The organism is Microbacterium esteraromaticum (assembly GCF_900163815.1).
In the GTDB taxonomy this organism is placed as follows: Bacteria; Actinomycetota; Actinomycetes; order Actinomycetales; family Microbacteriaceae; genus Microbacterium; species Microbacterium esteraromaticum_B.
In genome coordinates this window covers 165,456-191,882 of sequence record NZ_FUKO01000012.1, presented here as the reverse complement: position 1 = coordinate 191,882, position 26,427 = coordinate 165,456, and the positions used below count along the sequence as shown (strand labels likewise).

23 protein-coding genes, 1 tRNA gene and 1 other RNA gene are annotated in these 26,427 nt (G+C 66.6%); 15 read left to right on the top strand and 10 right to left on the bottom strand.

From position 1 onward, the window contains the following. Position 1 precedes the first annotated feature (1 nt). Positions 2-2,728, bottom strand: a complete 2,727-nt coding sequence (gene aceE / locus FM104_RS04245; protein ID WP_087130207.1) for a pyruvate dehydrogenase (acetyl-transferring), homodimeric type — start codon at positions 2,726-2,728, stop codon at positions 2-4. Positions 2,729-2,882: 154 nt separating this feature from the next. On the opposite strand from aceE, the gene FM104_RS04240 reads away from it, so the two are divergent. Both FM104_RS04240 and FM104_RS04235 read left to right on the top strand, forming a co-directional pair. Continuing rightward, a tRNA-Val gene (locus tag FM104_RS04240) sits at positions 2,883-2,955 on the top strand. 119 nt (positions 2,956-3,074) lie between these two features. After that, positions 3,075-3,407: a cupin domain-containing protein gene (locus tag FM104_RS04235; RefSeq protein ID WP_143738245.1), complete on the top strand. Its 333-nt coding sequence runs from the start codon at positions 3,075-3,077 to the stop codon at positions 3,405-3,407. 119 nt (positions 3,408-3,526) lie between these two features. Here FM104_RS04235 and FM104_RS04230 read toward each other — a convergent pair whose 3' ends face one another. Beyond that, positions 3,527-3,871 (bottom strand): cupin domain-containing protein, encoded by a 345-nt coding sequence (locus FM104_RS04230; protein WP_087130205.1) that lies wholly within the window; start codon positions 3,869-3,871, stop codon positions 3,527-3,529. A gap of 236 nt (positions 3,872-4,107) precedes the next feature. Here FM104_RS04230 and FM104_RS04225 point away from each other — a divergent pair, with 236 nt between their 5' ends. Together FM104_RS04225 and FM104_RS04220 are read left to right on the top strand one after the other, a co-directional pair. Beyond that, entirely contained in the window at positions 4,108-4,581 is a 474-nt protein-coding gene (locus FM104_RS04225) for a fluoride efflux transporter FluC (protein WP_087130204.1), read from the top strand. Continuing rightward, on the top strand, positions 4,578-4,952 hold the full coding sequence (locus FM104_RS04220) for a fluoride efflux transporter FluC (protein ID WP_256971515.1): 375 nt from the start codon (positions 4,578-4,580) through the stop codon (positions 4,950-4,952). Before FM104_RS04225 ends, FM104_RS04220 begins: the two co-directional genes overlap by 4 nt. 18 nt (positions 4,953-4,970) lie before the next feature. On the opposite strand, the gene FM104_RS04215 is transcribed toward FM104_RS04220, so the two are convergent. Further along, on the bottom strand, positions 4,971-5,810 hold the full coding sequence (locus FM104_RS04215; protein WP_087130203.1) for an aldo/keto reductase: 840 nt from the start codon (positions 5,808-5,810) through the stop codon (positions 4,971-4,973). Positions 5,811-5,897: 87 nt separating this feature from the next. Here FM104_RS04215 and FM104_RS04210 point away from each other — a divergent pair, with 87 nt between their 5' ends. From FM104_RS04210 to rnpB, 4 genes are all read left to right on the top strand, one after another. Next, a complete protein-coding gene (locus FM104_RS04210) occupies positions 5,898-6,296 on the top strand; it encodes a YchJ family protein (RefSeq protein WP_087130202.1) in 399 nt (132 codons plus the stop codon). A 32-nt stretch (positions 6,297-6,328) separates the two neighbouring features. After that, a complete protein-coding gene (locus FM104_RS04205) occupies positions 6,329-7,084 on the top strand; it encodes a zinc ribbon domain-containing protein (RefSeq protein WP_087130201.1) in 756 nt (251 codons plus the stop codon). Between the two features lie 39 nt (positions 7,085-7,123). Next, positions 7,124-8,854: a bifunctional 3'-5' exonuclease/DNA polymerase gene (locus FM104_RS04200; RefSeq protein ID WP_087130270.1), complete on the top strand. Its 1,731-nt coding sequence runs from the start codon at positions 7,124-7,126 to the stop codon at positions 8,852-8,854. A 35-nt stretch (positions 8,855-8,889) separates the two neighbouring features. Then, an RNA gene (gene rnpB / locus FM104_RS04195) (RNase P RNA component class A) lies at positions 8,890-9,249 on the top strand. A 65-nt stretch (positions 9,250-9,314) separates the two neighbouring features. Here the strand turns inward: rnpB and ppgK are convergent. Further along, positions 9,315-10,058 (bottom strand): polyphosphate--glucose phosphotransferase, encoded by a 744-nt coding sequence (ppgK, locus tag FM104_RS04190; RefSeq protein WP_087130200.1) that lies wholly within the window; start codon positions 10,056-10,058, stop codon positions 9,315-9,317. Positions 10,059-10,135: 77 nt separating this feature from the next. Here ppgK and FM104_RS04185 point away from each other — a divergent pair, with 77 nt between their 5' ends. The 4 genes from FM104_RS04185 to FM104_RS04170 are packed head-to-tail and all read left to right on the top strand — an operon-like array spanning position 10,136 to position 15,644. Then, positions 10,136-10,351: a hypothetical protein gene (locus FM104_RS04185; RefSeq protein WP_087130199.1), complete on the top strand. Its 216-nt coding sequence runs from the start codon at positions 10,136-10,138 to the stop codon at positions 10,349-10,351. Positions 10,352-10,353: 2 nt separating this feature from the next. After that, entirely contained in the window at positions 10,354-11,691 is a 1,338-nt protein-coding gene (locus tag FM104_RS04180) for a glutamine synthetase family protein (RefSeq protein WP_087130198.1), read from the top strand. Between the two features lie 9 nt (positions 11,692-11,700). After that, positions 11,701-14,679 carry a bifunctional [glutamine synthetase] adenylyltransferase/[glutamine synthetase]-adenylyl-L-tyrosine phosphorylase gene (locus FM104_RS04175; protein ID WP_087130197.1) on the top strand — a complete coding sequence of 993 codons (2,979 nt, stop codon included), beginning with the start codon at positions 11,701-11,703 and terminating at the stop codon, positions 14,677-14,679. A 32-nt stretch (positions 14,680-14,711) separates the two neighbouring features. After that, positions 14,712-15,644: a diacylglycerol/lipid kinase family protein gene (locus FM104_RS04170; protein WP_306298504.1), complete on the top strand. Its 933-nt coding sequence runs from the start codon at positions 14,712-14,714 to the stop codon at positions 15,642-15,644. Positions 15,645-15,647: 3 nt separating this feature from the next. Here the strand turns inward: FM104_RS04170 and glnA are convergent, their stop codons facing one another. Next, complete coding sequence (gene glnA, locus FM104_RS04165) at positions 15,648-17,072, bottom strand: type I glutamate--ammonia ligase (RefSeq protein WP_087130195.1); 1,425 nt, start codon at positions 17,070-17,072, stop codon at positions 15,648-15,650. A 117-nt stretch (positions 17,073-17,189) separates the two neighbouring features. Between glnA and FM104_RS04160 the strand changes: the two genes are divergently transcribed. Beyond that, positions 17,190-17,606: an RDD family protein gene (locus tag FM104_RS04160; RefSeq protein ID WP_087130194.1), complete on the top strand. Its 417-nt coding sequence runs from the start codon at positions 17,190-17,192 to the stop codon at positions 17,604-17,606. A gap of 14 nt (positions 17,607-17,620) precedes the next feature. Here the strand turns inward: FM104_RS04160 and FM104_RS04155 are convergent, their stop codons facing one another. After that, positions 17,621-18,100, bottom strand: coding sequence for an ATP-dependent zinc protease family protein (locus tag FM104_RS04155; protein WP_087130193.1), 480 nt, complete (start codon positions 18,098-18,100; stop codon positions 17,621-17,623). Positions 18,101-18,125: 25 nt separating this feature from the next. Here FM104_RS04155 and FM104_RS04150 point away from each other — a divergent pair, with 25 nt between their 5' ends. Further along, entirely contained in the window at positions 18,126-19,316 is a 1,191-nt protein-coding gene (locus tag FM104_RS04150) for a RimK family alpha-L-glutamate ligase (RefSeq protein WP_087130192.1), read from the top strand. Between the two features lie 73 nt (positions 19,317-19,389). Here the strand turns inward: FM104_RS04150 and FM104_RS04145 are convergent, their stop codons facing one another. After that, positions 19,390-20,103: a DUF4191 domain-containing protein gene (locus tag FM104_RS04145; RefSeq protein WP_087130191.1), complete on the bottom strand. Its 714-nt coding sequence runs from the start codon at positions 20,101-20,103 to the stop codon at positions 19,390-19,392. 123 nt (positions 20,104-20,226) lie between these two features. Between FM104_RS04145 and FM104_RS04140 the strand changes: the two genes are divergently transcribed. Then, positions 20,227-21,657: a hypothetical protein gene (locus FM104_RS04140; RefSeq protein ID WP_087130190.1), complete on the top strand. Its 1,431-nt coding sequence runs from the start codon at positions 20,227-20,229 to the stop codon at positions 21,655-21,657. 6 nt (positions 21,658-21,663) lie between these two features. On the opposite strand, the gene sucB is transcribed toward FM104_RS04140, so the two are convergent. From sucB to FM104_RS04125, 3 genes are all read right to left on the bottom strand, one after another. Then, positions 21,664-23,412, bottom strand: a complete 1,749-nt coding sequence (gene sucB, locus FM104_RS04135) for a 2-oxoglutarate dehydrogenase, E2 component, dihydrolipoamide succinyltransferase (protein ID WP_087130189.1) — start codon at positions 23,410-23,412, stop codon at positions 21,664-21,666. Between the two features lie 68 nt (positions 23,413-23,480). After that, positions 23,481-24,854, bottom strand: a complete 1,374-nt coding sequence (lpdA, locus tag FM104_RS04130) for a dihydrolipoyl dehydrogenase (RefSeq protein ID WP_087130188.1) — start codon at positions 24,852-24,854, stop codon at positions 23,481-23,483. Then, a complete protein-coding gene (locus FM104_RS04125; RefSeq protein WP_087130187.1) occupies positions 24,854-26,329 on the bottom strand; it encodes a leucyl aminopeptidase in 1,476 nt (491 codons plus the stop codon). Before FM104_RS04125 ends, lpdA begins: the two co-directional genes overlap by 1 nt. Between the last annotated feature and the right edge of the window lie 98 nt (positions 26,330-26,427).

The following is a 26,427-nucleotide window of genomic DNA, read 5'->3' as shown; positions in this document are numbered from 1 at the left end:
CTCAGCTCTCGCCGCCTGCGTTTCCGCTGGTGCCGGCGTTGACATCGAACAGGCTGTACTTCTGGATCGCCTGTCCGACGAGCGCACGGTCCACCTTCCCCTCTTCGGCGAGCGCCTGCAGCGCGCGGACGACGATGGACGGGCCGTCGATCTTGAAGAACCGACGAGCAGCGGCGCGGGTGTCGGAGAAGCCGAAGTCGTCGGCGCCGAGCGTGTAGAACCGCTGCGGCACCCACGGACGGATCTGATCCTGCACGGCGTGCATGAAGTCGCTGACGGCGACAACCGGTCCGTCGGCCCCCTGCAGCTTCTGCGTCAGGTACGCAGTGCGGGGCTCTTCCTCGGGGTGCAGGAAGTTGTGCTCGTCGACGGCCAGGCCGTCGCGGCGCAGCTCGTTCCACGACGTCACCGACCAGACGTCGGCGACAACGCCCCAGTCCTGCTTGAGAAGCTGCTGGGCTTCGAGAACCCACGGCACTCCGACGCCCGAGCCGAACAGCTGGGTGCGCGGGCCTTCGCCATCGCCGACCGCGATGCGGTGGATGCCGCGGATGATGCCGTCGACGTCGACATCATCGGGTTCGGCCGGGTGGACCATCGGCTCGTTGTAGACAGTGATGTAGTACATCACGTTCGGGTCGGGGTGATTGCCGCCGTACATGCGGTCGAGGCCCGAGCGCACGATGTGCGCGATCTCGTAGCCGTAGGCCGGGTCGTACGACACGGTGGCGGGGTTGGTGGAGGCCAGCAGCGGCGAGTGGCCGTCGGCGTGCTGCAGTCCTTCACCGGTGAGCGTGGTGCGGCCCGCGGTGGCGCCGATGATGAATCCGCGCGCCATCTGGTCGCCGGCGGCCCACTGACCGTCACCGGTGCGCTGGAAGCCGAACATCGAGTAGAAGATGTAGATCGGGATCAGTGGCTCGCCGTGCGTGGAGTACGACGTTCCCGCCGCAGTGAACGCAGCGACGGCACCGGCCTCGTTGATGCCGACGTGCATGATCTGCCCCTGCGGGCTCTCCTTGTACGCCAGAAGCAGCTCACGGTCGACCGACGTGTAGTGCTGCCCGTTCGGGTTGTAGATCTTCGCCGTCGGGAAGTACGCGTCGATGCCGAAGGTGCGTGCCTCATCGGGGATGATCGGCACGATGCGGTTGCCGAAGTCCTTGGCGCGCAGCAGATCCTTCAGCAGCCGGACGAACGCCATGGTCGTGGCGATCTCCTGCGTGCCGGACCCCTTCTTGGGCAGCGCGTAGGTCTTGTCATCCGGCAGTGTGATCGGCACATGCGTGACGCGTCGCTCGGGCAGGAATCCGCCCAGGTTCTTGCGGCGCTCGAGCATGTACTGGATCGTCTCGTCCTGCGGACCGGGGTTGTAATACGGCGGCAGGTACGGGTTCTCTTCGAGCTGCGCATCCGTGATCGGGATGTGCATCGTGTCGCGGAAGGTCTTCAGGTTCTCCAGCGTCATCTTCTTCATCTGGTGGGTCGCGTTGCGGCCCTCGAAGTGCGGACCGAGGCCGTAGCCCTTGACGGTCTTCGCGAGGATGACAGTGGGCTGGCCCTTGTGCTCGAGTGCGGCCTTGTACGCGGCGTACACCTTGCGGTAGTCGTGGCCACCGCGGCGCAGCTGCCAGACCTCGTCGTCCGAGAGATCCTTGACCAGCGCTGCGGCACGTTCGTCCTTGCCGAAGAAGTGCTCGCGCACGTAGGCACCCGACTCGGCCTTGTAGGTCTGGTAGTCGCCGTCCGGCGTGGAGTTCATGATGTTCAGCAGCGCGCCCTCGGTGTCGCGGGCGAGCAGGTCATCCCATTCGCGGCCCCAGACGACCTTGATGACGTTCCAGCCGGCGCCGCGGAAGAACGACTCCAGCTCCTGGATGATCTTGCCGTTGCCTCGCACCGGACCGTCAAGACGCTGCAGGTTGCAGTTGATGACGAAGGTGAGGTTGTCGAGGCCCTCGTTCGCTGCCACCTGCAGCTGTCCGCGGCTCTCGATCTCGTCCATCTCGCCATCACCCAGGAAAGCCCAGACGTGAGACGCGGAGGTGTCCTTGATGCCGCGGTTCTCGAGGTACCGGTTCGACATGGCCTGGTAGATCGCGTTGATCGGGCCGAGGCCCATCGACACGGTGGGGAACTGCCAGTACTCCGGCATCAGGTGCGGGTGCGGGTACGACGGAATGGCGTGCGGCGCCCGAGACTTCTCCTGGCGGAACCCGTTCAGGTCGTCCTCGCTGAGGCGACCTTCGAGGAAGGAGCGAGCGTAGATGCCGGGGGAGGCGTGGCCCTGGATGAAGATCTGGTCGGCCCCGCCGGGGTTGTCATGCCCGCGGAAGAAGTGGTTGAAGCCGACTTCGTACAGCGATGCGGATGACGCGTAGGTCGAGATGTGTCCGCCGACGCCGATGCCGGGACGCTGTGCGCGGTGCACGGTGATCGCGGCGTTCCAGCGGATCCAGGAGCGGTAGCGGCGCTCGACGTCTTCTTCGCCGGGGAAGTCAGGCTCATTCTCCGAGGCGATCGTGTTGATGTAGTCGGTCGTCGGCACCATCGGCACACCGAGGTGCAGCTCTTTGGAGCGCTTGAGCAGACTGAGCATGATCTCACGCCCGCGGCCGTGGCCCTTGGCATCGACAAGCTCATCGAGCGACTGCTGCCACTCGCCGGTCTCTTCCGGATCACTGTCAAGGGGACCCTGAGAGTATGGATCCTGATCGTGGACGGTCACGTGGAGCCTTTCGTCAAGCTGGCAGATCGTGCCAATGAAACGGGGTGGTGCGCGTCTCGGCCTTGTCGGCTCAGTACAACGCGTACTGTGTTCAGCCTATATCCGTTCCGGTGTCGGATGCCGCAATCCGTGCCCCCTTAGAATGAGTTGGTCAGGGCCTTTAGCTCAGCTGGTAGAGCGCCACGTTTACACCGTGGATGTCGTCGGTTCGATCCCGGCAGGGCCCACCGTAGGATCGCTGTCAAACCAACGCGATCACCTCGATGTGGCATCGTGGTCGGCAGTTCCCATCGCGCAGCCGATGAGAAGATCTGCCGACGTGCTCATCTCAGAGGGAAGAGGTCCCATGCAGAAGGTTTCTCTGACGGCGCTGATGCGCCACCAGTTGCAGATCGCGAAAGACGCATCGAGCGGGCGCAGCGGCCGCACCGTTTACGGTGGCCATGAGCACGCGCTGCGGCAGACGATGATCGCGCTGCGCGCTGGCTCTGAACTCCAGGAACATGAGAATCCGGGCGAAGCGACTGTTCAGGTGCTCGTCGGACGGGTGACTCTCGTCAGCGGCGACGTGAACTGGAATGGTTCGCCGGGAGATCTCCTGTTCATCCCCGATTCCCCTCACGCGCTCGAAGCAGTCGAGGACTCGGTCGTGCTGCTGACGGTTGCGAAGCGACTCTGAGTCGTTCTGCACTGCCCTGCGTTTGATCAATACGGCAGCGTCTACGAGAACACCGCCGGGTCGCACCTGGACAACATCGTGGTCTACGCGAGCCTCGCCGACAGCGACGACTAGCGACGTCAGGGCGTTGCCGCGGGACCCAGGGCAGCGGGATCTCCACCGGGCGCCGGTTCTTTGAGCTCGACGAAGATGACGTGCGTGTCGGTCGCACCCGTGTTGTGTCCGCTGTGGGTCTGCGCTTCGAGCCAGCGAGCCTGGCCCGCCTGCAGCTCGACGTCTGCCTGACGGTCTCCGGCGGTCAGTCGGCGACGGAAGTTGCTCAGCGTGATCATCACGCTGTCGGGGTGGGCATGCGGGACGGACTGCGTTCCGGGCTCATCCCGGTACTCGAGCACCCGGACCCGATCGTTTTCGAAGAGGACCTGGTAGAGGTCGGGGTTTGTCGTGACCGGATCGTTGTTCATGCGGTCGAAGCTACGCCCGCCAGACTCGCGGCACAACGGGTAACCACGCACCGTGGAGATGTCCGCGACCGCCCAGCAATTAGCATAGGAGCGGCAGCCAATCGAGTGGAGAGAACGTCGTGCCGGATTCATCTCATGGCCGACTGAGACGGGCGTCGGTGAAGCTGAGGGCCGCGCGCTCTGGACGACCGTGGTACCTCGTGCGGTGGCGACGTCGTCCACGCGCACAGCTGCCGATGAACAGCGACATCGAGGTGGCGCGCACGATCACCGGCGTGCCCGTGATCGTGCGTGTGCGGCCCCGCTATCTCGTGGTCGCCGCACTCGGCGGCGCGCTGGGGGCAGGCGCACGCTTCATGATCGCCCAGGCCACGCCCATCTGGGAGACGCTCTCCTTCGGCACCGTCATCGTAAACATTCTCGGCCCGTTTCTGCTCGGCGCGTTCCTGCAGGCGCTGGCCGAACGCCCGGAGACGAGGCGCACGCGCTTCGCTCGACTGCTTGTGGCCGTCGGATTCCTGGGCGCGCTCACCAGTTATGCCCAACTCGCCGTGGACGTGGTCACCGTGGCGGAGAACCATCATGTGCTGCTGGGCGTGGGCTACGCGGTGGGGACTCTCATCGCCGGGGCCGGGGCCGTCTGGCTGGGGATCATGAGCGTGAAGTCCTGGCACCGCATCCTGCGGCGGCGTGGACGGGCGGAGCGATGATACTCGGCACGCTCCTGGTCGCGCTGGCCGGTGGGGTCGGCGCCGCGCTGCGTCTCGCAGTGAACGGGTTCGTGCATCGCCGCATTCGCACGAACTACCCGGTGGCGATGTTCGTCATCAACGTCATCGGCGCCTTCCTGCTCGGGCTCATCACCGGGCTGACCGCGGGGCACATCCTGCCAGAGCAGCTCGGACTCTACGCCGGAGTGGGAATGGTCGGTGGATTCACGGCGTTCAGCACGACCAGCTTCCAGACGCTGCGACTTCTGCAGGAACGACGCATCTGGCTGGCCATTGCGAACTCGTTCGGGATGCTCGCCGTCGCCGTCATCGTCGCGGGCCTCGGCCTGTGGCTCGGCCGGCTGATCTGAGCAGAGTTCGGGGAGGGATCACATCTCCTCATGCGTCGCCGGATCGGCACCGAACAGACGCCCATCCGGCTTTCCCAGACCAGTGATGGCCTCGACCTCGGCGGCGTCCAGCACAACGGACGCCGCTTCCAGGTTCGCGCGCTGATGTTCCACCGAGGAGGCCTTCGGGATCGATACCGTGCCGCGCGCCACATGCCAGGCGATCACTGCCTGAGCGGGGCTGATCTGGTGTGCTTCGGCGACCTCGACGATCACCGGCTCCCGCAGCAGCTCCTTCGCGCGACCGAGCGGGCTCCAGGCGACCGTGAGGATGCCGCGCTCCGCATGCAGCGCGATCGCTTCGCTCTGCGGGAAATACGGATGCACTTCGATCTGGTTCACGACCGGACGCTGGCCGGTCTCGCGCTCGATGCGCTCGAGGTGCTCGGGCAGAAAATTCGACACGCCGATCTGGCGCACCGTGCCGCGCGCCTGAGCGTCGATGAGAGCCTGCCAGGCCTCGACGTACAGATCCACGCTCGGATTGGGCCAGTGGATCAGATGCAGATCCGTGGCATCGGCGCCGAGCCGGAAACGGCTCTCCTCGATGCTGACGCGGGCCTTATCAGCGGCATGATGACGACCGGGCAGCTTGGTGGCAACGATGATCTCCGACTGGTCCACTCCCGATGCGGTGACACCCGCGCCGACGGCGCCCTCGTTCTCGTAGTTGAATGCCGAATCGACGAGACGATAGCCGAGGTCGATCCCAGCAGAGACAGCGCGCGCGCCGGCATCGCCGTTGAGTCGATAGGTGCCGAGGCCGACCGCGGGCAGGCGAAAGTCATTGTGGGCGGTGAAGAGCGGGGTGGCAGTCATGGTTCTCCTCCGTATCGGGCGTGCTGCCAGCCTAGGTGCCAGGCTCCGGGGTGTCGCCGGACCACCGCAGCCTGCGACGATGGGCAGATGCCGAAACCCCATTCGCCTTCTGCCGATCAGCGCTGTCCCTGCACGAGCGGCGACGTGTTCGGCTCCTGCTGTGCGCCGGTGATCGCGACCGGCATCGCACCGACGGCCGTGCGGCTGATGCGCTCGCGCTTCACGGCGTTCGCGATCAGCGACGCAGGTCATCTGCTGCGCACATGGCATTCGTCGACTCGTCCCGGCCATCTCGACCTCGACGACGATGTGCGCTGGCTGCGCCTGGACATCCTTGGGCAGGTGCAGGGCGGCCCGTTCGACGTCGATGGAATCGTCGAATTCGAAGCGTTCTTCCGGCAGAGCGGCGAGCGCGGATCGATGCGGGAGCGCAGCCGGTTCGTCAGAGAAGAGCGGGTGTGGTTCTACGTCGACGCCGAAGGATGACCGAACCACCCTGGGCAGACTAGATTTGAGACGTGAAAGCCACCGCGGAGAACCAGCGCACACTTCTCGACATCGCCGATCTGGATCGCCGGATTCAGCAGGCTGAACGAGCCCGCACCCAGCCGCCGCAGGGCGCTCGCATCAATGAGCTCGCCGGCATCCGTCAGCAGCAGCTCGGCGAACTGACCGCGCTCACGGGCGTACTCGATGATGCGCGCGCTGAGCTGTCTCGCCTCGAAGGCGATGTGTCCCTTGCCGCTCAGCGCCGCGACCGGGATGGTGACCGGCTTGCAACGACGACAGATTCGAAGCAGGCGCAGGCTCTCGAGAACGAGATCGACAGTCTGAGCCGCCGCATCAGCATGCTCGAAGACACCCAGCTCGAGGTGATGGGCCGCGTCGAAGACGCCGAGGCCGCGGTGAACGCGCAGCAGGCGCTGATCGACCAGACCCAGGCCGAAGGCGCGCAGCTCACCACGGCAGCGAAAGCGGATGTCGCCGCGGCGACGACCGAGGGAGGACAGCTCTCGCGTGACCGGGCTGCGCTGGCAGCATCCGTCTCGGCCGACCTTCTCGCCGAATACGAGCGTCGGGCATCGCGCAGCGGGATCGGCGTCGGACTGCTGCGCCGCGGAGTGTGCGAGGGGTGCCGCATGATGCTCTCCGGCACCGATTTGAATGCAGTGCGCCGGGCAGCTGCAGACTCCGTGTTCTCGTGCCCCGAGTGCGGTGCCATCCTCGTGCGCACCGAGGAATCGGGGCTGTCGGAGAGCCCCGCCCGTCCCTGACGCCCGCTCGAGGTGACGTCGAATGCACGAGCGGATGCTGTGAGCCGGCTCACACCCCCACCGCATGCGGTCGTCGCCCGCGCTGCCGACGGCGGCGCCTGGCTGATCGCCGTGTCCGCTGCGGCATCCGCTGGCGATGCTGTACCCGAGCTCTCCCTGCCTGAGCGCGTCTCAGACGATCGCTTCCTCGCGCGCATCCGCGAGCTCGAAGAGCAGCTCTCGCCGCGATGGACGGTTCGCACGCTGCGAAGCTTCTACCCTCCGCTGCTCACCGCCGGTGTGCGGCTGCGCCGCGCGCACGACCTCGTGCTGTGCCACGGGATCCTTCGTGACACCGCTGCTCTGAGGGCGCCGCTGGCGCCGTGTCCGATCTGGACCCGCACCGACGTCTTCGACGAAGTGACCCCGCCACCAGGACTGTTCGACGTCGACACCGTGTCGGCCATTGCGGGCAACGACTTCGACGAGGTGGTCGGCCAATGGCGAGCGCAGCTGGCCGCCCTCGCGACAGCGCCCGACTCGCGGCTCGCACTGCTGTGCGCGGCGGAATCAACAGGTGCTTTGGTCGCCGAGGAGATGACCGCTGCCGGGTTGCCGTGGAGCCGCGGGGCACACGAGCACATTCTCGAACAGCAGCTGGGCCCCCGACCGCTCCGCGGCGCACGACCCGCGCGAATGGTAGAGCTGGCAGCGCAGATAGCCGAGCACCTCGACGACGCGAGCGTGAACCCCGACAGCCCGCCTCGGCTGCTGCGCGCTCTGCACCGCGCGGGGATCTTCGTGGAGTCGACGTCGCGCTGGCAGCTCTCGCAGGTGGATCACCCCGTCGTCGAACCACTCCTGCAATACAAGAAGCTGGCCCGGCTGTTCGCCGCCAACGGGTGGTCCTGGCTCGATGACTGGGTGCAGGAGGGCAGATTCCGGCCGATCTATCTCACTGGCGCGGTCGTCACCGGCCGGTGGGCATCATCTGGCGGGGGAGCGCTGCAGATTCCGCGGCAGCTGCGCGAGGCCGTGCGAGCAGACCCGGGTTGGACCCTCGTGAGCGCCGATGTCGCTCAGCTGGAGCCTCGGGTGCTGGCGGCGATGTCCGAAGACACTGCGATGGCGGATGCCGCCAGAGGCGCCGATCTGTACGAGGGGGTGGTGCGCTCGGGGGCGGTCGGCTCGCGTGAAGAGGCGAAGTACGTGGTGCTCGGCGCGATGTACGGTGCAACGACCGGCGAGAGCGGACGACTCGTGCCGCGTCTGCGGTCGGTCTACCCGCGGGCGATGCGCCTGGTCGATGATGCTGCTCGCGTTGGCGAGCAGGGCGGGGTGGTCAGCACGCTGCTGGGACGTACCTCGCCGCGATCCGATGAGAACTCGGAGCAGTCCCCGCCTCAGGGGAGTGGTCCGGATGCTGCCGACGCGCAGGAGTCACGCGCACGAAGCCGCGCGCGAGAGCGGGGTCGCTTCACCCGCAACTTCGTCGTGCAGGGCACCGCCGCCGAGTGGGCGCTGCTGTGGCTGGCAGAGATCCGGCATCGACTGATCTCACTGCCACCGGCATCCGCTCCGGCACCGACCTCGGGCCCGGTCTTCCGCGACCGCGCCCATCTGGCTCTCTTCCTGCACGACGAGGTGATCGTGCACTGCCCGATCGAGCAGGCGGATGCCGCGGCCGAAGCGATCCGCCAGGCGGCCGCTGCGGCGACCGCCCGTCTCTTCCCCGCCTTCACCATCGATGTGCCGCTGGATCTGCACATCAGCGAGCACGCCGGCAAGTGATGGTTCCCGGTGTGACCGTAGACTGAAGACGCGAGTGGGTCGGCCGGACGGCCGCGTGGCGGGAGACCGCACCGAGGAACGTCCGGGCTCCACAGGGCAGGGCGGTGGGTAACACCCACCCGGAGTAATCCGCGAGACAGTGCCACAGAGAGAAGACCGCCGGGCTCGTCCCGGTAAGGGTGAAAGGGTGGTGTAAGAGACCACCGGGGGACATGGTGACATGTCCCGCCAGGTAAACCTCGCCCGGAGCAAGACCAGACAGAGGATGTTGACGCGGCCCGCCGAGTCCTCGGGTAGGTTGCTGGAGCGGCACGGCAACGTGTCGCCGAGAGAGATGGCCGTCAAGGGAGCGAAGAACTCCTGAACAGAACCCGGCGTACAGGCCGGCCCACTCGCCCCACTGCACAGAAGACCCGGTCATCGCGACCGGGTCTTCGTGTCTGTGGTGCCGTCTGGTGCGTCAGTCCGCCGAGAGCGCCGCGGCGCCGATGATGCCCGACGCATTGCGGTGAATCGCCGGAATGATCGGTGTGTCCAGCTCCAGCAGGGGGATGAACTTCTCCGGGTTCTTCGAGACCCCACCGCCGACCACGAACAGATCGGGGCTGAACAGGAACTCGACCTGCTGATAGAAAACCTGCAGGCGCTCGGCCCATTCCTCCCAGGACAACTCCTCGCGCTCCATCGCCGAGGAAGCAGCCCATCGCTCGATGGAGGTGCCGTTGCGATCGAGGTGTCCGAGTTCGGTATTCGGGATCAGCACGCCGTTGTGCAGAAAGGCCGAGCCGATCCCGGTGCCGAGAGTCGTCAGGATCGTGAGGCCCTGGACATCGCGGGCCGCGCCGTGACGCGCCTCGGCGACGCCGGCGGCATCCGCATCGTTCACGAACGTGATGTGCCTGCCCAGGCCGTCCTCGAAGAATTTCTCGGCCTCGAAGTCGAACCACTCCTGCGAGATGTTCGCGGCCGACATCGTCTTGCCGCGCCGGACGATGGCGGGGAAGGCGACGCCGAGCGGCAACGACGACTCCGCGACGTCGAGTTTGTGCAGGAGCGCCTGCACGGTCTCCATGACGTCGGCGGGGTGGGCTCCTTCCGGAGTCGGGATGCGCACCCGGTCCGACGCGAGGATCCCGCTCTCGAGATCGACGATTCCTGCTTTGATGCCCGTGCCGCCGATATCGACGCCGATTGCCTGTGCCATGGCGAATAGCCTAGCCATCACACGCGGTGCGATTAGGATCGTGACGAGATCTCGAAGAACTCGACGAAGGAGTGGACATGCCCGACGGCGACAAGAAGTACTGGTACAACATCAGCACCGGACAGGTCGAGTTCGGAATGCAGTCTCCCGCGGTTGACAGGGCCGGACCCTTCGACACCGCCGAAGAGGCCGCACAGGCCCCGGCGATCATCCGGGCGCGATCCAACGCCTGGGCAGAGGAAGAGGTCGCCGAAGGCGGCTGGGACGTCCCCGGCTCGACACCGGCCTCGTGACGATGGACAAGCAGCGCGATTTCGTGCTGCGCACCATCGAGGAGCGCGGCGTCAAATTCATCCGGTTGTGGTTCACGGATGTCATCGGCACGCTGAAATCGGTGGCGATCGCTCCGGCCGAGGTCGAGGGTGCGTTCGCCGAGGGGATCGGCTTCGACGGCTCGGCGATTGAGGGGCTGACCCGCTCATTCGAATCCGATCTGCTCGCACAGCCGGATCCATCGACCTTCCAGATCCTGCCGTGGCGGGGGGAGATCGACCCCACTGCCCGCATGTTCTGCGACCTGACCACCCCCGATGGGCGCCCGGCTGTGTCCGACCCGCGGCACGTGCTCCGACGCGCGCTGGCGAAGGCGGCCGACGCGGGATTCACGTTCTACACGCACCCGGAGATCGAGTTCTATCTGCTGAAGTCGGCGCAGTTCGGCCCGGAGGGCCCGGTGCCGGTCGACAACGCCGGCTATTTCGACAACGTGCCCGGTGGCACGGCGCACGATTTCCGACGCCGGTCGGTGCGGATGCTGGAAGACCTCGGCATCTCCGTCGAATACAGCCACCATGAGGGCGGGCCCGGCCAGAACGAGATCGATCTGCGCTACGCCGATGCCCTCACCACAGCCGACAACATCATGACCTTCCGCACCGTGGTGAAAGAGGTGGCGATCGAGCAGGGCGTCTATGCGACGTTCATGCCGAAGCCGCTCAGCGACCAGCCCGGCAGCGGCATGCACACGCACCTGTCTCTCTTCGAAGGCGATACGAACGCGTTCTACCAGGCCGGGGCCGAGTATCAGCTCTCGATCACCGGCCGTCGGTTCATAGCCGGTCTGCTTCGCCACGCCAACGAGATCGCCGCCGTCACGAATCAGTTCGTGAACTCCTACAAACGGCTGTGGGGCGGCGACGAGGCGCCCAGCTTCGTCACCTGGGGGCACAACAACCGCTCTGCGCTGGTGCGCGTGCCGATGTACAAGCCGAACAAGGGGCAGTCCACGCGGGTCGAGTACCGTGCGATCGACTCGGCGACCAACCCCTACCTCGCCTACGCGCTCATGCTCGCCGCCGGGCTCAAGGGCATCGAGGAAGAGTACGAGCTGCCCAGAGAAGCCGAAGACAATGTCTGGTCGCTGACCGGCTCGGAACGCCGTGCACTCGGCTACACCTCGCTGCCGGCGAGTCTCGACCACGCGCTCGAACTGATGGAGGATTCCGAACTCGTCGCCGAGACGCTCGGCGAACAGGTCTTCAACTACGTGCTGCTCAACAAGCGCAAGGAATGGGAGGCCTACCGCGGCCAGGTGACCCCGTTCGAGCTCAAGAGCAATCTCGGGCTGCTCTGAGGCGCGGTCATGGCGCGCCCTGATGCGTCCGCGTCGCTCTCGGCTCTGGCGAGGCTCGGCTTCGTCGAGCTGACAGCGGCATCCGCCGACCTCACCGAGCTCGCCGAGATCACGGGCCTTGACCGGGTGGAACTCGTCGAGGGCATGACAGCGGCGGATCCGGATGCAGCGGTGCGGGGAATGCTGCACGTCGCACGACGCGACGCTGACAGGGCGACGGCGGTGCTGAGTGCGCCGAACGCCCGCGAAGCCGTGTGGCGACTGTTCGGCATCTCATCGGGGATCGCCGGCTTCTTCGAGCGGCGTCCCGAGCAGTTCGACATCGATGCGCTGCTGCGTACAGATCTGCCGGGAGCGGCGGAGCTCACCGCCCGGATGCTGGATGCCGTCGGCGCGGAGGATGGCTTCGCACATGCCGAGCATGCCGAGATGGCGCTGCGGATCGAGTACCGACGCTGTCTCACTGAGATCGTCGCGGCAGATCTGGCATCCGCCAACCCGACCGCCGCGATCGAAGGCGTCTCGGCGGCGCTCGCGGACGCCGCGGCGGCAGCGCTGGAGGCCGCTCTCGCGATCGCGCGCACAGCAGTGGCTGATTCCGATGGCAGGGACGGACACGCGGAGGTCGCAGCGACCACGCTGGCGATCATCGGGATGGGCAAGGCCGGCGCGCGGGAGCTGAACTACCTCAGTGACGTGGATGTGATCTTCGTCGGCGGCACAGCAGACGAAGATGTCATCGATGAGGCGCACGCGATCGATGTGGCGACGCGGTTGGCGCGGGAGACGATGCGCGCGCTGTCGGGCATCGACGCCGAACCCGCGCTCTGGGAGGTGGATGCTGCGCTGCGCCCAGAGGGCAAGCAGGGCGCCCTGGTGCGCTCCCTTGCTTCTCACCTGGCGTACTACGACCGGTGGGCGAAGAGCTGGGAGTTCCAAGCGCTGCTGAAGGCACGTGCGATGGCGGGCGACCCCGAACTCGGAGCCGGCTACATCGAGGCCGTGCAGCCGAAGGTCTGGGCGAGCGCGGCCCGCGAGGACTTCGTCGAGAGCGTGCAGACGATGCGGGAGCGGGTGACCGCGAACATCCCGGCGGAAGACGTGCCCTACCAGCTCAAACTCGGGCCAGGGGGGCTGCGCGACATCGAGTTCACCGTGCAGCTTCTGCAGCTCGTGCACGGGTTGAGCGACGAGAACCTGCGCACTCGCGGCACTCTGGAATCTCTCGATGCGCTCGTCGAAGGCGGATACATCGGACGAGCCGAGGCGGGGGCGTTCGCCGAGCAGTACCGGATGCTGCGCCTGATCGAGCACCGTCTGCAACTGCACGAGCTCACCCGCACGCATCTGCTGCCACGCGACGACGAAGGCATGCGGCGTCTCGCGCGCGCGACCGGCCTGGCCGACAGCGCCTCGGAGCTGCGCGGCGTGTGGGAGGCACTGCGGCGGGACGTGCGCGAGCAGCACACGCGTCTGTTCTACCGGCCACTGCTGGCAGCGGTCGCGTCGCTGCCGGCCGAGGAGCGGATGCTGTCGACGGCGCAAGCCGGATCCCGGCTGGCCGCGATCGGCTTCCGCGACCCCGCCGGCGCGTTGCGCCACATTGCAGCTCTCACGACCGGGATCAGCCGCAAATCGACGATTCAGCGCCACCTCATGCCAGTCATGCTGCGGTGGTTCGCCGACGGGACCGATCCGGACTATGGGCTCATCGCGTTCCGGCGGATCAGCGAGCGGCTCGGCGACACGCATTGGTTCCTGCGCATGCTGCGCGACTCTTCCGGGGCTGCGGAACGGCTGACGCGTGTCTTGTCCAGCTCCCGGTACATCGGCGAGCTTATGGAGTGGATTCCCGAGTCGGTCGCATGGCTGGACAGCCCGGCAGCGCTCCGCCCACGGGGAGCCGCGGCGCTGGACGAAGAAGCGCGCGCGATCCAGACCAGGCATGCGACGACCAAGGACGCGCTGAAATCGGTACGCGCGCTGCGCCGTCGCGAGCTGCTGCGCACGGCGCTCGGCCTTGTGCTGGAGCGGATCACCATCGACGAGTCCGCACAGGCGCTCACCGAGATCACCGAAGTCACCATCCAGGCGGCGCTGCGAGCGGTGCGGCGTGAAGTCGTGCCTGCCGAAGACGACGCGCTCGACTTCTCGATCATTGCAATGGGACGCTTCGGCGGAGCGGAGCTGGGTCTCGGCTCGGACGCCGATGTCTTGTTCGTCTACGACGCCAATGGCATCGATCCGCAGCGTGCACAGCAGCACTCAGCGAAGATCGTCTCGGGCCTGCGGACCCACCTCGCAGACGGCAAGGTGCCGCTCGATCTCGATGCCGATCTTCGCCCGGAGGGGCGCAACGGTGCGATCGTCCGCTCAATCGAGGCGTACACGCAGTACTACCGGCGCTGGTCGCTGTCGTGGGAGGCGCAGGCGCTGCTGCGTGCGCGCGGAATCGCCGGCAGTGCGAAACTCATCGCGAAGTTCACGCGGCTCGCCGACAGCATCCGCTACCCGCAGCAGGTGGAAGCGCAGGCCGTGCGCGAGATCAAGAGGATCAAGGCGCGGATCGAGGGGGAGCGGCTCCCGCAGGGCGCGGATCCGCGCCGGCACTTGAAACTCGGTCCCGGGACGCTCAGCGATGTGGAGTGGATGGTGCAGGTGCTGCAGCTGCAGCACGGGCACGCCATTCCAGCACTGCGCACGACGTCCACGCTGCACGCACTGGACGCAGCGGTTCGGGCGAAGCTGCTGCCGGCCGCGGGCGCGGCCAAACTGCGCGCCGCCTGGATCCTCGCCAGCCGTCTGCGCACGGCGATGACCCTCCTCACCGCAAAAACCCGGGATGTTCTGCCCACGGAATTCCGCGATCTCGATGGCGTGGGCCGGCTGCTCGGGTACCCGGATCGCTCTGCGACCGTCCTCGAAGAGGACTTCCTGAGAGTGACGCGCAGGGCCAGAAGAGTATTCGAGAAGCAGTTCTACGGGTGAGAGCGCCCGCACATCAACGCAAGGGGAACATGATGCCGAACCGTGTGGGAATCGTCTGGAATCCGACCAAGGTGAACGAGAAGCGGCTGCGCGCGGCGGTGGAGTCCGCGCTCGGAGAAGCCTCGGAGGTGCTGTGGTGGGAGACGACCGCCGATGATCCCGGGCGCGCCATGGCGGAGGCAGGGGTGGCTGCGGGATGTGAGGTGCTGATCGCGGTCGGAGGCGACGGCACTGTGCGCACCGTCGCGGAGGTGATCTCCGCCGCACCCGATGCGCCGGCACTGGGGATCATCCCGCAGGGCACCGGGAACCTGCTCGCCCGCAATCTCGGCATCCCGCTGGGCAGCATCCCGAGAGCTCTCCAGGTGATCTCCGCAGGCTCGCACCGCGAGATCGATATGGGCTGGGTTCGCGCCGATGAGCAGAACGACGAGACCGGCTTCCTCGTGATGATCGGCTTCGGCCTCGACGCGCACATGCTCGCCGAGACGGACGACGACCTGAAGGACAAAGCGGGCTGGCTGGCCTACGTCGAGGCGATGGGACGAGCTTTCGCCGCCGCGGAGAGCGTCACCTTCGAACTGGCCATCGATGACGGCGAGCAGCAGCAGCTGAGCGGGCACACACTGCTGATCGGCAACTGCGGCGCCATTCAGGGCGGCGTCACACTGCTGCCGGACGCGGTGCCCGACGACGGACGTCTGGATGTTCTGCTCATCAGTGCCGACAATGCCGCGCAATGGATGGAGACGCTGCGCACCGTGGTGTGGGACAACGGCATCCGCCGCGTTCTGGGCGGCACCGAGGCGACCGTCAGCACCGACTCCGCACGGCATCTCTCCGGTGCAGCGATGCAGGTGTCGATCGACACTCCGGTCGCGTTCGAGATCGACGGAGAGGAAGCGGGCGAAGTCTCTCAGTTGCACGTGCGCGTGCAGCCCGCCGCCCTCCGCGTCTTCTGCTGAGCGTCAGCAGCCGTAGTACAGCTCGAACTCGTAAGGGTGCGGGCGCTGCGCCATCGGCAGGATCTCCTCTTCGTACTTGTACGAGATCCAGGTGTCGATGAGCTCCTTGGTGAACACGCCGCCTTCGAGCAGGAAGTCGTGGTCGTCGCGCAGAGCGTTCAGCGAGTCCAGCAGAGAGTTCGGCACCTGCGGGATGTTCGCGGCCTCCTCCGGGGGCAGCTCGTACAGGTCCTTGTCGATGGGCTCCATCGGCTCGATGCGGTTCTTGATGCCGTCGAGACCTGCCATCATCTGCGCGGCGAAGGCGAGATACGGGTTGCTGGAGGCATCCGGCACCCGGAACTCGATGCGCTTGGCCTTCGGGTTCGAGCCCGTCAGCGGGATCCGGATCGCCGCGGAGCGGTTGCCGGCCGAGTATGCGAGGTTCACCGGCGCCTCGTAGTGCTTCACCAGACGGTGGTAGCTGTTCAGCGTCGGGTTCGTGAATGCGAGCACAGCGTTGGCGTGCTTGAGCAGGCCGCCGATGTACCAGCGCGCGATGTCGCTCAACTGGCCGTAGCCCGCCTCGTCGAAGAACAGCGGCGTGCCATCGAGCCACAGCGACTGGTGGGTGTGCATGCCCGAGCCGTTGTCGCCGTACAGCGGCTTCGGCATGAAGGTGACCGTCTTGCCCCACTCCTCGGCGGTGTTCTTGATGATGTACTTGAACTTCAGGATGTCGTCGGCCGAGCGGACCATGGTGTCGAAACGGTAGTTGATCTCCTGCTGACCCGCCGTGCCGACCTCGTGATGCGACCGCTCCAGGTGGAATCCTGCGTCGATCAGGCGCAGGGTCATGTCATCGCGCAGGTCCGCGGTCTTGTCGACCGGGGCGACCGGGAAGTACCCGCCCTTGAACGGCGTCTTGTTGGCGAGGTTCCCGCCCTCCTCCTCGCGGCCCGAGTTCCAGGCGGCCTCTTCGGAGTCGATCTTGTAGAAGCTCTCGCCGCCGGTGACCGAGTAGCGCACGTCATCGAAGATGTAGAACTCCGCTTCAGGAGCGAAGAACGCCGTGTCGGCGATGCCGGTGGATACGAGGTACTTCTCGGCCTTCTTGGCGACCTGACGGGGGTCCTTGCTGTAGATCTCGCCGGTGCGCGGGTTGTAGATGTCGAAGATCATCACCAGCGTGCTCGCCGCGCGGAACGGGTCGACGTAGGCGGTGGTGACGTCGGGGATCAGCTGCATGTCGGATTCGTGGATGCTGGCGAATCCGCGGATCGACGAACCGTCGAAGAGCTGTCCGTCACGGAAGAAATCCTCGTCCACCGTGGACGCCGGGATGTTGAAGTGCTGCTGCACCCCCGGAAGGTCGGTGAATCGGATGTCGAGGAACTTGACGTCGTTCTCCTCGATATAGCGGAGGACCTCTGCGGGATCTGTGAACATGTACGACTCCTGATCGGGTATCGGTTCAATCAACCTTACGCAGATTATGCTGGCGGCGTTTCCCCGCGGTGTCGCTCGTGTTTCGGGCATGTTACGCGTGATCGGTAGGCTGGACGGGTGAATGAGTACCCTGGCGAACGTCTTGGCCTGCCCGCGACCGGACCTCGCAGCGTCGCTCGACCCGGCCGCCGGATCGGTGCTCTGCTGATCGACTATGTCGCCGCGACCATCATCGCCGTCGGGTTCCTCGGCTACGACCAGTTCGCGCTGCCGGGCGAGGCGGGGTGGCGTCAGTTCGCGCCGATGATGGTTTTCGCCGTGCTGCAGATCGTCTTCATCCCGACCGCAGGGGGCAGCCCGGGCCATCGCATGCTGGGCATGCGTCTCGTCCGGCTCGGTGGTGGCTGGGTCGGACTGTGGCGTCCGATCGTGCGCACTCTGCTGCTGCTGGTCGTCATTCCTGCGGTGATCTGGGATGCCGATCAGCGCGGTCTGCATGACAAAGCCGCTGGCACCGTGCTCATCCGAGCCTGACAGAACCGGCTTCGCTAGGCCTTGCCGCGGTTGCGGCGGCGGGCCTCACGGGGCGCGCGCCCGCCGAGGAACGACCTGGCCGGGTCGACGATGAACCCGCGCCGCAGTGCCTCGCGGCCGATCAGCATCCGAAAGCCCATCTCGTCACGATTGGTGAGGGAGATCTCGGCATCGACCTCTTCGCCGACCAGTCTGAGGAGCATCTTGACGACGAGGCGATCCTCCGCGTGGCCGGAGGAGCTGCGCACCGCGCGCCGATCGAATACCGGGCACTCGTGAATGACCTCGTCTTCCTGCGTGTCCTGCCAGGGATGCACAGCGAAGCGCACCCAATCGGCGCCATCGCGGGTGAACTCCTGCACGTCGAAGGCATGCAGAGACGATGTGCGCGCGCCGGTGTCGATCTTCGCCTTGATCCAGTCCACGCCCAGATCGGGCAGCGCAACCCACTCCCGCCACCCTGTCGACGTGTTTGAATGAGAGGACCGATTCACCCCTACATCCTGGCAGGAAAATTCTGTGAAGATCGCCGTCCTCTCGCGGGCACCGCAGTCGTACTCCACGCAGCGTCTTCGCGCTGCCGCACAGCAGCGTGGGCACAACGTCAAGGTGCTCAACACGCTCCGCTTCGCCATCGACCTCACCGCCGAGGCACCGGATCTGTTCTTCCGTGGCAAACAGCTCAGCGAGTACGACGCGATCCTGCCCCGGATCGGCAACTCGATCACGTACTTCGGCACCGCCGTCGTGCGTCAGTTCGAGCAGATGGACGTGTACACGCCGAACACGGCTGCCGGCATCTCCAGCGCGCGTGACAAGCTGCGCGCGAACCAGATCCTCTCCCGACACAACATCGCCATGCCGCCGACCGCCTTCGTGCGCAACCGCGCCGATGTGCGTCCGGCGATCGAGCGCGTCGGTGGAGCACCCGTCGTCATCAAGCTCCTCGAGGGCACCCAGGGCATCGGCGTCATCCTTGCTCCGCAGGTCAAGGTCGCCGAGGCGATCATCGAGACGCTGCACTCGACGAACCAGAACGTGCTGATTCAGAAATTCATCGCTGAGAGTCGTGGCCGTGACATCCGCGCGCTCGTCGTCGGCGATCGTGTCGTCGCGGCGATGCGGCGGGTGGCGGAAGGCGATGAGTTCCGCTCGAACGTGCACCGCGGCGGACGCGTCGAGCCCGTCGCGCTCGACCCGGTCTACGAGCAGACAGCGGTGCGGTCGGCCCAGATCATGGGACTGCGCGTCGCCGGTGTCGACATGCTCGAAAGCGATGACGGCCCGCTCGTCATGGAGGTGAATTCGTCACCGGGACTGCAGGGCATCGAAGCGGCGACGAACCTCGACGTCGCCGGCGCGATCGTCGACTACATCGCGAATCAGGTCGCTTTCCCCGATATCGATGTTCGTCAGCGACTCAGCGTATCCACCGGATATGGGGTCGCCGAGCTGGGTTTCCCCTCGGGTTCTGAGCAGGTGGGCATGAAACTCGGGGATCTCGGTCTGTGGGATCGCGATATCACCGTGCTCACCCTGCACCGAGGCGTGAGTGTCATCCCCAACCCGCGAAAGCATGTCGTGCTCGAGGCAGAGGACCGGCTGCTCTGCTTCGGCAAGCTCGAGGAGATGCGCACGATGATCCCGGAGAAGCGGCGACGGCGTCCTCGCGTGCGTCGACTGCCGAAGGTGCCCCTGGGCGACCAGTGAACTTCAACGACTGACGCAGAACGGCCCCTCTCGATGAGAGGGGCCGTTCTGTTGAGCGGATACTGCGCCGCGCTCAGCGCGGGCGCTGCGCGCGAACCTTGGTGGGGTCGATGCCCTTCGGGATCGGCAGCGAGGAGAGCGACTGCGAGACCGACTCGACCCGGCGGATGACCGCCGCCATCGTGGCCTTGTCGATCGCCTTGGGAAGCTTCTTGATCGTTTTGGAAAGATCTGAGATCGCGACATCGTCATCGCCGTGACCGACGTAGATCACTGTCACCGGTACACCGTGTGCGACGCGCTGCGCCTTCTGGCGCTCCTCGTTGACCAGCCGGGTCAGTCGGCCCCGGCTGCCCTCGCCGACGACCGCGATGCCGCCACGACCGATGGTGCGGTACACGGCTTCCTGCGTCTTGGGGTTGATGCCGACGGGGGTGTCAGACGCCTGCCAGCTGCGCCCGAGGCTGGTGGAGAGCACATGCCCGACCGCGCCCGGAGTGCCGTCGATCTTCGCGTACATGGCCTTCGTCGACAGCCTGGTCATCAGGAACATCGCCCCGAGGATGCCGAACATGAGGCCGGTGAAACCCCAGAGGACGAGCGAGAGAGCATTGATTCCGCCGCCGATGACGAAACCCAGGATGAGTCCGATGAGCACACCGGCGATGAGGATCGCGATCTGCGCCCAGGGAAGCCAGCCGTAGACGTCCCGGGTGAAGCGGAACAGGGAACGGATCTGGGAGAAGAAGCCGGGACGCTTCTCAGTATCGGGAGCACGCTTTGCCATGCCTACCAGCCTACCGAGTGATCGGGCCTCGTTCGTTCTGCACATCTGCGCGATTGCTCTGACTTCTCCCCGATTCTCGGCCACAGCACGCTTCGCGCCCGCCCGGTGCGCTGTCATGGAGCCATGGACGACACCACAGCGCTGATTCCGGGAGCACATCGGGGGATCCGTCATCTGGATGGACGCGAGTCCGCGTTCGCAGGCGAGCTCGTCACCGACGGCGAGCAGATGCGCGTGCGCGTGGACGCTGCGGGCACGTCTGACACGCTGTGGACGCACGCCTCGGCCGAGCATGTGGCCGGCGTGCGTGACGTCGTGCGCCGCAGGGACGGGTTGGATGCGCTGCTGCCGTGGTGCGTGGAACCCGTCGAAGCCTTCCTCGGACGTCGAGCAACCGCACAGCGCCCGCTCAGTGCGGGAGAGACGGTCACTCTGGTCGGCAGCATGCTGCGTGGCGTCTTCGAAGTCGAGGACAGTGATGTGCGTGGGCGCTGGTGGCTCACTGACGAGTCCCGCCCTGTTTTCGTACCCGGTGAGGGCAGTTCGTGCGCTGCATCAACTGGTGAGATCGTCGGTCGTATTCGGGGCGCATGCACCGATCGTGCGCTGGAGCGACTGCTGGGAGAGATCGGCAGTGCGACCGCCGACCGGCGGGTGGTCCTTCGCTCGACGGATACCTGGGAGCGCGAGCTCACGGAGCTGGCTTCACCGCGTGCATTGGAGCGGGAGGTCTATCCGCCTGAGCGCGTCGCCGCGATTCCGCTGCACCGGGCGAGAATGCCTGAAGACACGCAGCTGCTCGCAGAGCGTCGCGGTCTTCGCCAGCTTGCGGTGGAACTCGGGGGCGAGCTTCTCGAGCGGGTGCGCGAGCGCATGCCGCGCCACAGGCCACCGCGCAACCACAGTGAGACAGCACGAAAGTCGAAGACCGATGCTGGGGCGGGCCGTACGGCACCGGAGAAGGCCGGACGTGGGCGGATGCTGCTGGTCGGCGCTGCGGCGGCCGCCGTGGTGCTCCTGGGCGGTCTGCTGTGGCCCGGGGGCGGTGAGGACTCTTCGGCGATGGAGGACACACGCAGCACCGATTCGGCGGCGCAGAGCGCTCAGACCGGCGCGGGGCTTGAACCGACGACGGAGCCGAAGAACGCGCCGCAGCAGACGCCGAAGAGCGAGGTTCCGGCGTCTGCACCGGAGACTCCCGCCGAGCGCGAGCCGGATCCGGCTCCACACGACGACGACGACCTCGTCGACGGCTCGGTGCAGCAGATAGTCACCGTGCTCCTGGCAGGGATAGCGGACTGCGCTGCGCACGAGGACATGCGGTGTGCGCAGGCAGTCGTCGATGGGGCGGGGGAGATCGTTCTGGAGCGCCTGGCGCGCAGCCCCGAGGGCCGCAAGATCATTCCGATCGAAGACTACGGTGACATCGCTGTCGTGCGGCTCGTCTCGACGGCGGAGCAGGGCGAGCAGATGCTCGTGCTCAGCCGCCAGAACGAGAAATGGCTGGTACGCGACGTGTATGACGTCGTGGACCAGCCACCGGCACAGGGCTGAACGGGGTCAGATGCCCAGCTGAGCCGCGAAGTTCGCGTTCTCGAGTCGATCCTTGATGGCACCGAGGAAGCGCGCAGCATCCGCACCGTCGATGATCCGGTGATCGTACGAGATCGCCAGGTAGACGTACGAACGCACCGCGATGGCGTCGACACCGTCGACTGTGACAACACCCGGGCGCTTGAAGACGACACCCGTCCCGAGGATCGCCGACTGCGGCAGGAACACCAGCGGCGTGTCGAACAGCGCACCACGTGAGCCGGTGTTGGTCACGGTGAACGTGCCCCCGGCCAGCTCGTCGGGCTTGAGCTTGTTATCGCGGGTACGAGCAGCCAGATCAGCGATCTCGTGAGCCAGCTCAGCGAGGTTCTTCGTCGCCGCGTCGCGCACGACCGGCGTGAGCAGACCTCGCTCGGTGTCCACCGCGATCGAGATGTTCTCGCTTGCCGGGTAGACGATCTTGTTGCCATCGACGGTCGCGTTGACGACCGGGAAGGCCTGCAGCGCCTCGGCAGCGGCGAGCGTGAAGAACGGCAGGAACGAGAGCTTGTCGCCGGTCTTCTGCTGGAACGCATCCTTGTTCGCGGTGCGGTACGCCGCAAGCTTGGTGACGTCGACCTCGACGAACGTGGTCAGCTGCGCCGTCTGCTGCATCGATGCGACGGCACGCTCGGAGACGACCTTGCGCAGGCGCGACATCGGCTGGGTGGTTCCGCGCAGCGGCGAGACCTCCAGCGGTGCCGGTGCCGGTGCGGATGTGGCGGCATCGGCCGGAGCCTGCGCCTTCGTCTCCGCAGCCTTCAGCACGTCTTCCTTGCGGATGCGGCCACCCACGCCAGTGCCCTTCACCGAAGCGAGGTCGATCCCCTGCTGGTTGGCCAGGCGGCGCACCAGGGGTGTCACGTACAGCGAGTCGGACTCGGGCTCTGCAGGCTTGTCGGTTGAAGCTGGTGCGCCCACGGCACGCGGTGCCGGGGCTTCGACAGCCGCAGCCTTCTCCGCAGGTGCGTCCTGGGCCGGAGCCTTCTCCGCAGGTGCTTCCTTGGCCGGAGCCTCGGCAGCGGGCTCTTCTTTCGCCGGTGCTTCCTCGGTGGCAGTCTCCTTCGCGGGAGCGTCCTTTGCGGGAGCAGCTCCGGAGCCGATCCGAGCGAGGACAGCGCCGACGGCGACGGTCTCGTCTTCGGCCGCGAGGATCTCCTGCAGTGTTCCCGCCACGGGCGAGGGGATCTCCGTGTCGACCTTGTCGGTCGAGATCTCCAGCAGAGCCTCGTCGACAGCGACATCGTCGCCGATCTCCTTCAGCCAGCGGGTGACGGTGCCCTCGGTGACGCTCTCGCCGAGTTCGGGGAGAACGACGTCGGTCGCGTCGCCGGAAGCGGCCGCGGGTGCTGCCTCTTCCTCAGCCGGTGCGGCCTCCGCTGCCGGAGCGGCTTCTGCCGCCGGTGATTCCTCGGCCGGGGCTTCCTCAGCGGCGGGCTCTTCTGCAGCGGGCGCGTCGTCTTCGGCCGGTGCGGCACTGCCATCGCCGATCCGGGCCAGCAGAGCGCCCACCTCGACGGTGTCGTCTTCGGCCACGAGGATCTCCTCGATGACGCCGCTGACCGGAGAGGGAATCTCGGTGTCGACCTTGTCGGTCGAGATCTCGAGCAGGCCCTCATCCGCCTGCACCGTGTCGCCGACCTGCTTCAGCCAGCGAGTGACCGTACCCTCGGTAACGCTCTCCCCGAGTGCGGGGAGGACCACGGGTGTGCTCATGACGGAGTCTCCTTCAGAAATCTGTGACGCCATCAAGCTTAGTGACCTGGGCGCCCGGTTGGTGCGGTTCAGAGTGCGTGGAGCGGTTTTCCGGCCAGTGCGAGGAAAACCTCGCCCAGTGCCTCGCTCTGTGTGGGGTGCGCGTGAATGAGCGGCGCGATGTCCTCGGGATGTGCTTCCCAGGCCACCGCGAGCTGTCCCTCGGTGATCAGCTCGCCCACCCGGTCGCCGAGCAGGTGCACGCCGACGACAGGGCCATCCTTCTGACGGACGACCTTCACCGTTCCGCCGGTGCCGATGATCTCGCTCTTGCCGTTGCCGGCGAGGTTGTAGTCGTACGCGACGACGGCGTCCGCACCGTATTCGGCGATGGCGGCTTCCTCCGTGATGCCGACGGATGCCACCTCCGGACTGCAGTAGGTCACGCGTGGAATCTGCGACTCCGGCAGTGCCGGAACCTGCATCCCGGCGATCCGCTCTGCAACCGCGATGCCCTGCAGGAAACCACGGTGCGCGAGCTGCAGGCCGGCAACGATGTCGCCGACGGCCCACAGTCCCGGCACGCCGGTGCGCAGCTGATCATCGACTGTCACGAACCCGCGGTCGAGCGAGACGCCGGCCTCTTCGAAGCCGAGATCGGCCGTTGCGGGGCCTCGCCCGACAGCGACCAGAAGATAGTCCGCCGAGAAGCTCTTGCCGTCTTCGAGCGTGACCGTCACCTGGCTGTCGTCCTGCTCGGCCTTCTGGAAGCGCGTGCCGAGGGAGTACTTGATGCCGCGGCGGCGGAAGGCGCGCTCCAGGCCCTTGCTCAGCGCGATGTCCTCGTTGGGCACCAGGTGCGGCAGTGCTTCGACGATGGTGACTTCGGCGCCGAACGAGCGCCAGACGCTGGCGAACTCGACACCGATAACGCCGCCGCCGAGGATCACGACGCTGGAGGGGATCTCATCCAGCGCGAGCGCCTGCTCGCTGGCGATGATCCGACCGCCGATCTCGAGCCCGGGCAGTGAGCGGCTGTATGAGCCGGTGGCGAGCACCACATCGGCGCCGACGTAGCGATCGTCGCCGACCGTCACGGAGCGATTCGCGGCGAGGCGCCCCTCGCCCGCGACGACCGTGATGCCACGAGCTTTGAGCAGCCCTTCCAGACCCTTGAACTTCTTGGCGACGATGCCCTCGCGGTAGGAGCGCACGCCCGCTGCGTCGATGGCTTCCAGCGTTGCGGTCACGCCGACGGATGCCGCCGAGCGCACGTGATCGGCGACTTCGGCTGCGTGCAGCAGCGCCTTCGTCGGAATGCACCCGCGATGCAGACAGGTGCCGCCGACCTTGTCCTTCTCGATCAGCACCACCTTCTTGCCCAGCTCGCTGGCTCGGATCGCGGCCGCATAACCGCCGCTGCCACCGCCGAGAATGACGAGGTCGAACTCGTGAACGGCCATCAGGCCTCCTTGACTGATGCCTGCGCGAAGGCGATGAGAGAACGGACGGTCGCGCCGGTCGCGCCCTTCTCGGTGAATCCGTACGACGATCCCTTGTGCTCGGCCGACCCGGCGATGTCGAGGTGCACCCACGGGATGCGCGGTGCATCGGCGGCATCCGAGACGCGCCCGATGAAGCGCTGCAGGAACAGACCGGCGAACATCGAGCCCCCGGAGCGATCGCTCATGTTCGCGTTGATCATGTCGGCGATCTGCGAGTCCAGCGTCTCCTCCATGAACTCCGGCAGCGGAAGCGACCACGCGAGCTCATCGACGGACTTCGCTGCAGCCAGGTACTCGGCGACGGCGGAATCGTCGCCCATGACGCCGGTGTGGCGCATGCCGAGCGCGACGATGATCGCGCCGGTGAGGGTGGCGACATCGATGATCACATCGGGGTTCTCCCGGCTGGCGGCGACGAGGCCGTCCGCGAGGACCAGGCGTCCCTCGGCGTCGGTGTTGAGCACCTCGACGGTCTGGCCATCCAGCATCCGCAGGACATCTCCCGGGCGCGTCGCCCGACCGGACGGCATGTTGTCGGCGATGCACATCCAGGCCGTCACGCGCACCGGCAGCTCGAGGGCGGCGATGGCACGGATCGCGGCGAGGATGGTCGCCGAGCCTGCCATATCGAACTTCATCCCGACCATGCCGGCAGCCGGCTTGAGCGAGAGGCCACCGGTGTCGAACGTGATGCCCTTGCCGACCAGCGCGATGTGTCGCGCGGCATCCGCGGGGGAGTAGCTGAGCCGCACGAGGCGCGGCGGACGGTCGGAACCGCGGCCGACGCCGATGATTCCGCCGAAGCCCTGCTCTTCCAGCTGCTCCTCGTCGAACACCTCGACCTCGATCGGCAGCTCGGCGACAGCATCGATGGCGCTCTGCGCCAGCTGCTCGGGGCTCTGCCATTCGGCCGGTGTGGAGACGAGATCCTTCACCAGGGCGATGCCCTCAGCGACCGCGCGGGCGTGAACGAGCGCTCCGTCTGCGAGCTCGGCGGCGTGCAGAACCAGCGACTCGGCGCGCGCGGGCTTCTTCTCGGAGCGGTAGTCGTCGAAGCGGTAACCGCCGAGCAGTGCGCCTTCTGCGGCCGCGGCTGCGAACTGCTCCAGATCAGCGGCGAAGCCGATCGAGACGGTGGCGAAGCCGGTGAGGCTGCGCACCGCCGTGGCGACGGCATCGCGCACCGTCTCCGCCGTCGGAGATGGGCCTGCGCTCACCACCGCGAGAGGCAGGGAAGTGACTGCAGGCAGGTGCACACGGGTGTATGCGGATGCGGTGCCCTTGTACCCGATGGCTGTCAGAGTCTGGGTGAGACCCTCGAAGCCGGAGAGCGCCTCGGTGGAGGCGTCTGGATCGGGAATGACGAGCACTGCGGCGTCTGCAGCACTTCCTGGGAACGGATCGGTCGTGTGAGAGATCACGGGAAGCGTCATGGTTCCATCCTAGGGAGATCGTCCGCACTTGCGCTGACACGCCCCGCTTCGTGTTCGCTGTCAGCTTGAGTCGTCGAGGCCGCGCGCACCCCGCGCCT

Bases quoted from the DNA above. Each gene is read 5' to 3' on its own strand.
- FM104_RS04235 (WP_143738245.1), top strand. From the start codon at position 3,075: ATGCAGAAGGTTTCTCTGACGGCGCTGATGCGCCACCAGTTGCAGATC.
- FM104_RS04230 (WP_087130205.1), bottom strand. From the start codon at position 3,871: ATGAACAACGATCCGGTCACGACAAACCCCGACCTCTACCAGGTCCTC.
- FM104_RS04225 (WP_087130204.1), top strand. From the start codon at position 4,108: ATGAACAGCGACATCGAGGTGGCGCGCACGATCACCGGCGTGCCCGTG.
- FM104_RS04220 (WP_256971515.1), top strand. From the start codon at position 4,578: ATGATACTCGGCACGCTCCTGGTCGCGCTGGCCGGTGGGGTCGGCGCC.
- FM104_RS04215 (WP_087130203.1), bottom strand. From the start codon at position 5,810: ATGACTGCCACCCCGCTCTTCACCGCCCACAATGACTTTCGCCTGCCC.
- FM104_RS04210 (WP_087130202.1), top strand. From the start codon at position 5,898: ATGCCGAAACCCCATTCGCCTTCTGCCGATCAGCGCTGTCCCTGCACG.
- ppgK (WP_087130200.1), bottom strand. From the start codon at position 10,058: ATGGCACAGGCAATCGGCGTCGATATCGGCGGCACGGGCATCAAAGCA.
- FM104_RS04185 (WP_087130199.1), top strand. From the start codon at position 10,136: ATGCCCGACGGCGACAAGAAGTACTGGTACAACATCAGCACCGGACAG.
- FM104_RS04180 (WP_087130198.1), top strand. From the start codon at position 10,354: ATGGACAAGCAGCGCGATTTCGTGCTGCGCACCATCGAGGAGCGCGGC.
- FM104_RS04175 (WP_087130197.1), top strand. From the start codon at position 11,701: ATGGCGCGCCCTGATGCGTCCGCGTCGCTCTCGGCTCTGGCGAGGCTC.
- FM104_RS04170 (WP_306298504.1), top strand. From the start codon at position 14,712: ATGCCGAACCGTGTGGGAATCGTCTGGAATCCGACCAAGGTGAACGAG.
- glnA (WP_087130195.1), bottom strand. From the start codon at position 17,072: ATGTTCACAGATCCCGCAGAGGTCCTCCGCTATATCGAGGAGAACGAC.
- FM104_RS04145 (WP_087130191.1), bottom strand. From the start codon at position 20,103: ATGGCAAAGCGTGCTCCCGATACTGAGAAGCGTCCCGGCTTCTTCTCC.
- FM104_RS04140 (WP_087130190.1), top strand. From the start codon at position 20,227: ATGGACGACACCACAGCGCTGATTCCGGGAGCACATCGGGGGATCCGT.
- sucB (WP_087130189.1), bottom strand. From the start codon at position 23,412: ATGAGCACACCCGTGGTCCTCCCCGCACTCGGGGAGAGCGTTACCGAG.
- lpdA (WP_087130188.1), bottom strand. From the start codon at position 24,854: ATGGCCGTTCACGAGTTCGACCTCGTCATTCTCGGCGGTGGCAGCGGC.
- FM104_RS04125 (WP_087130187.1), bottom strand. From the start codon at position 26,329: ATGACGCTTCCCGTGATCTCTCACACGACCGATCCGTTCCCAGGAAGT.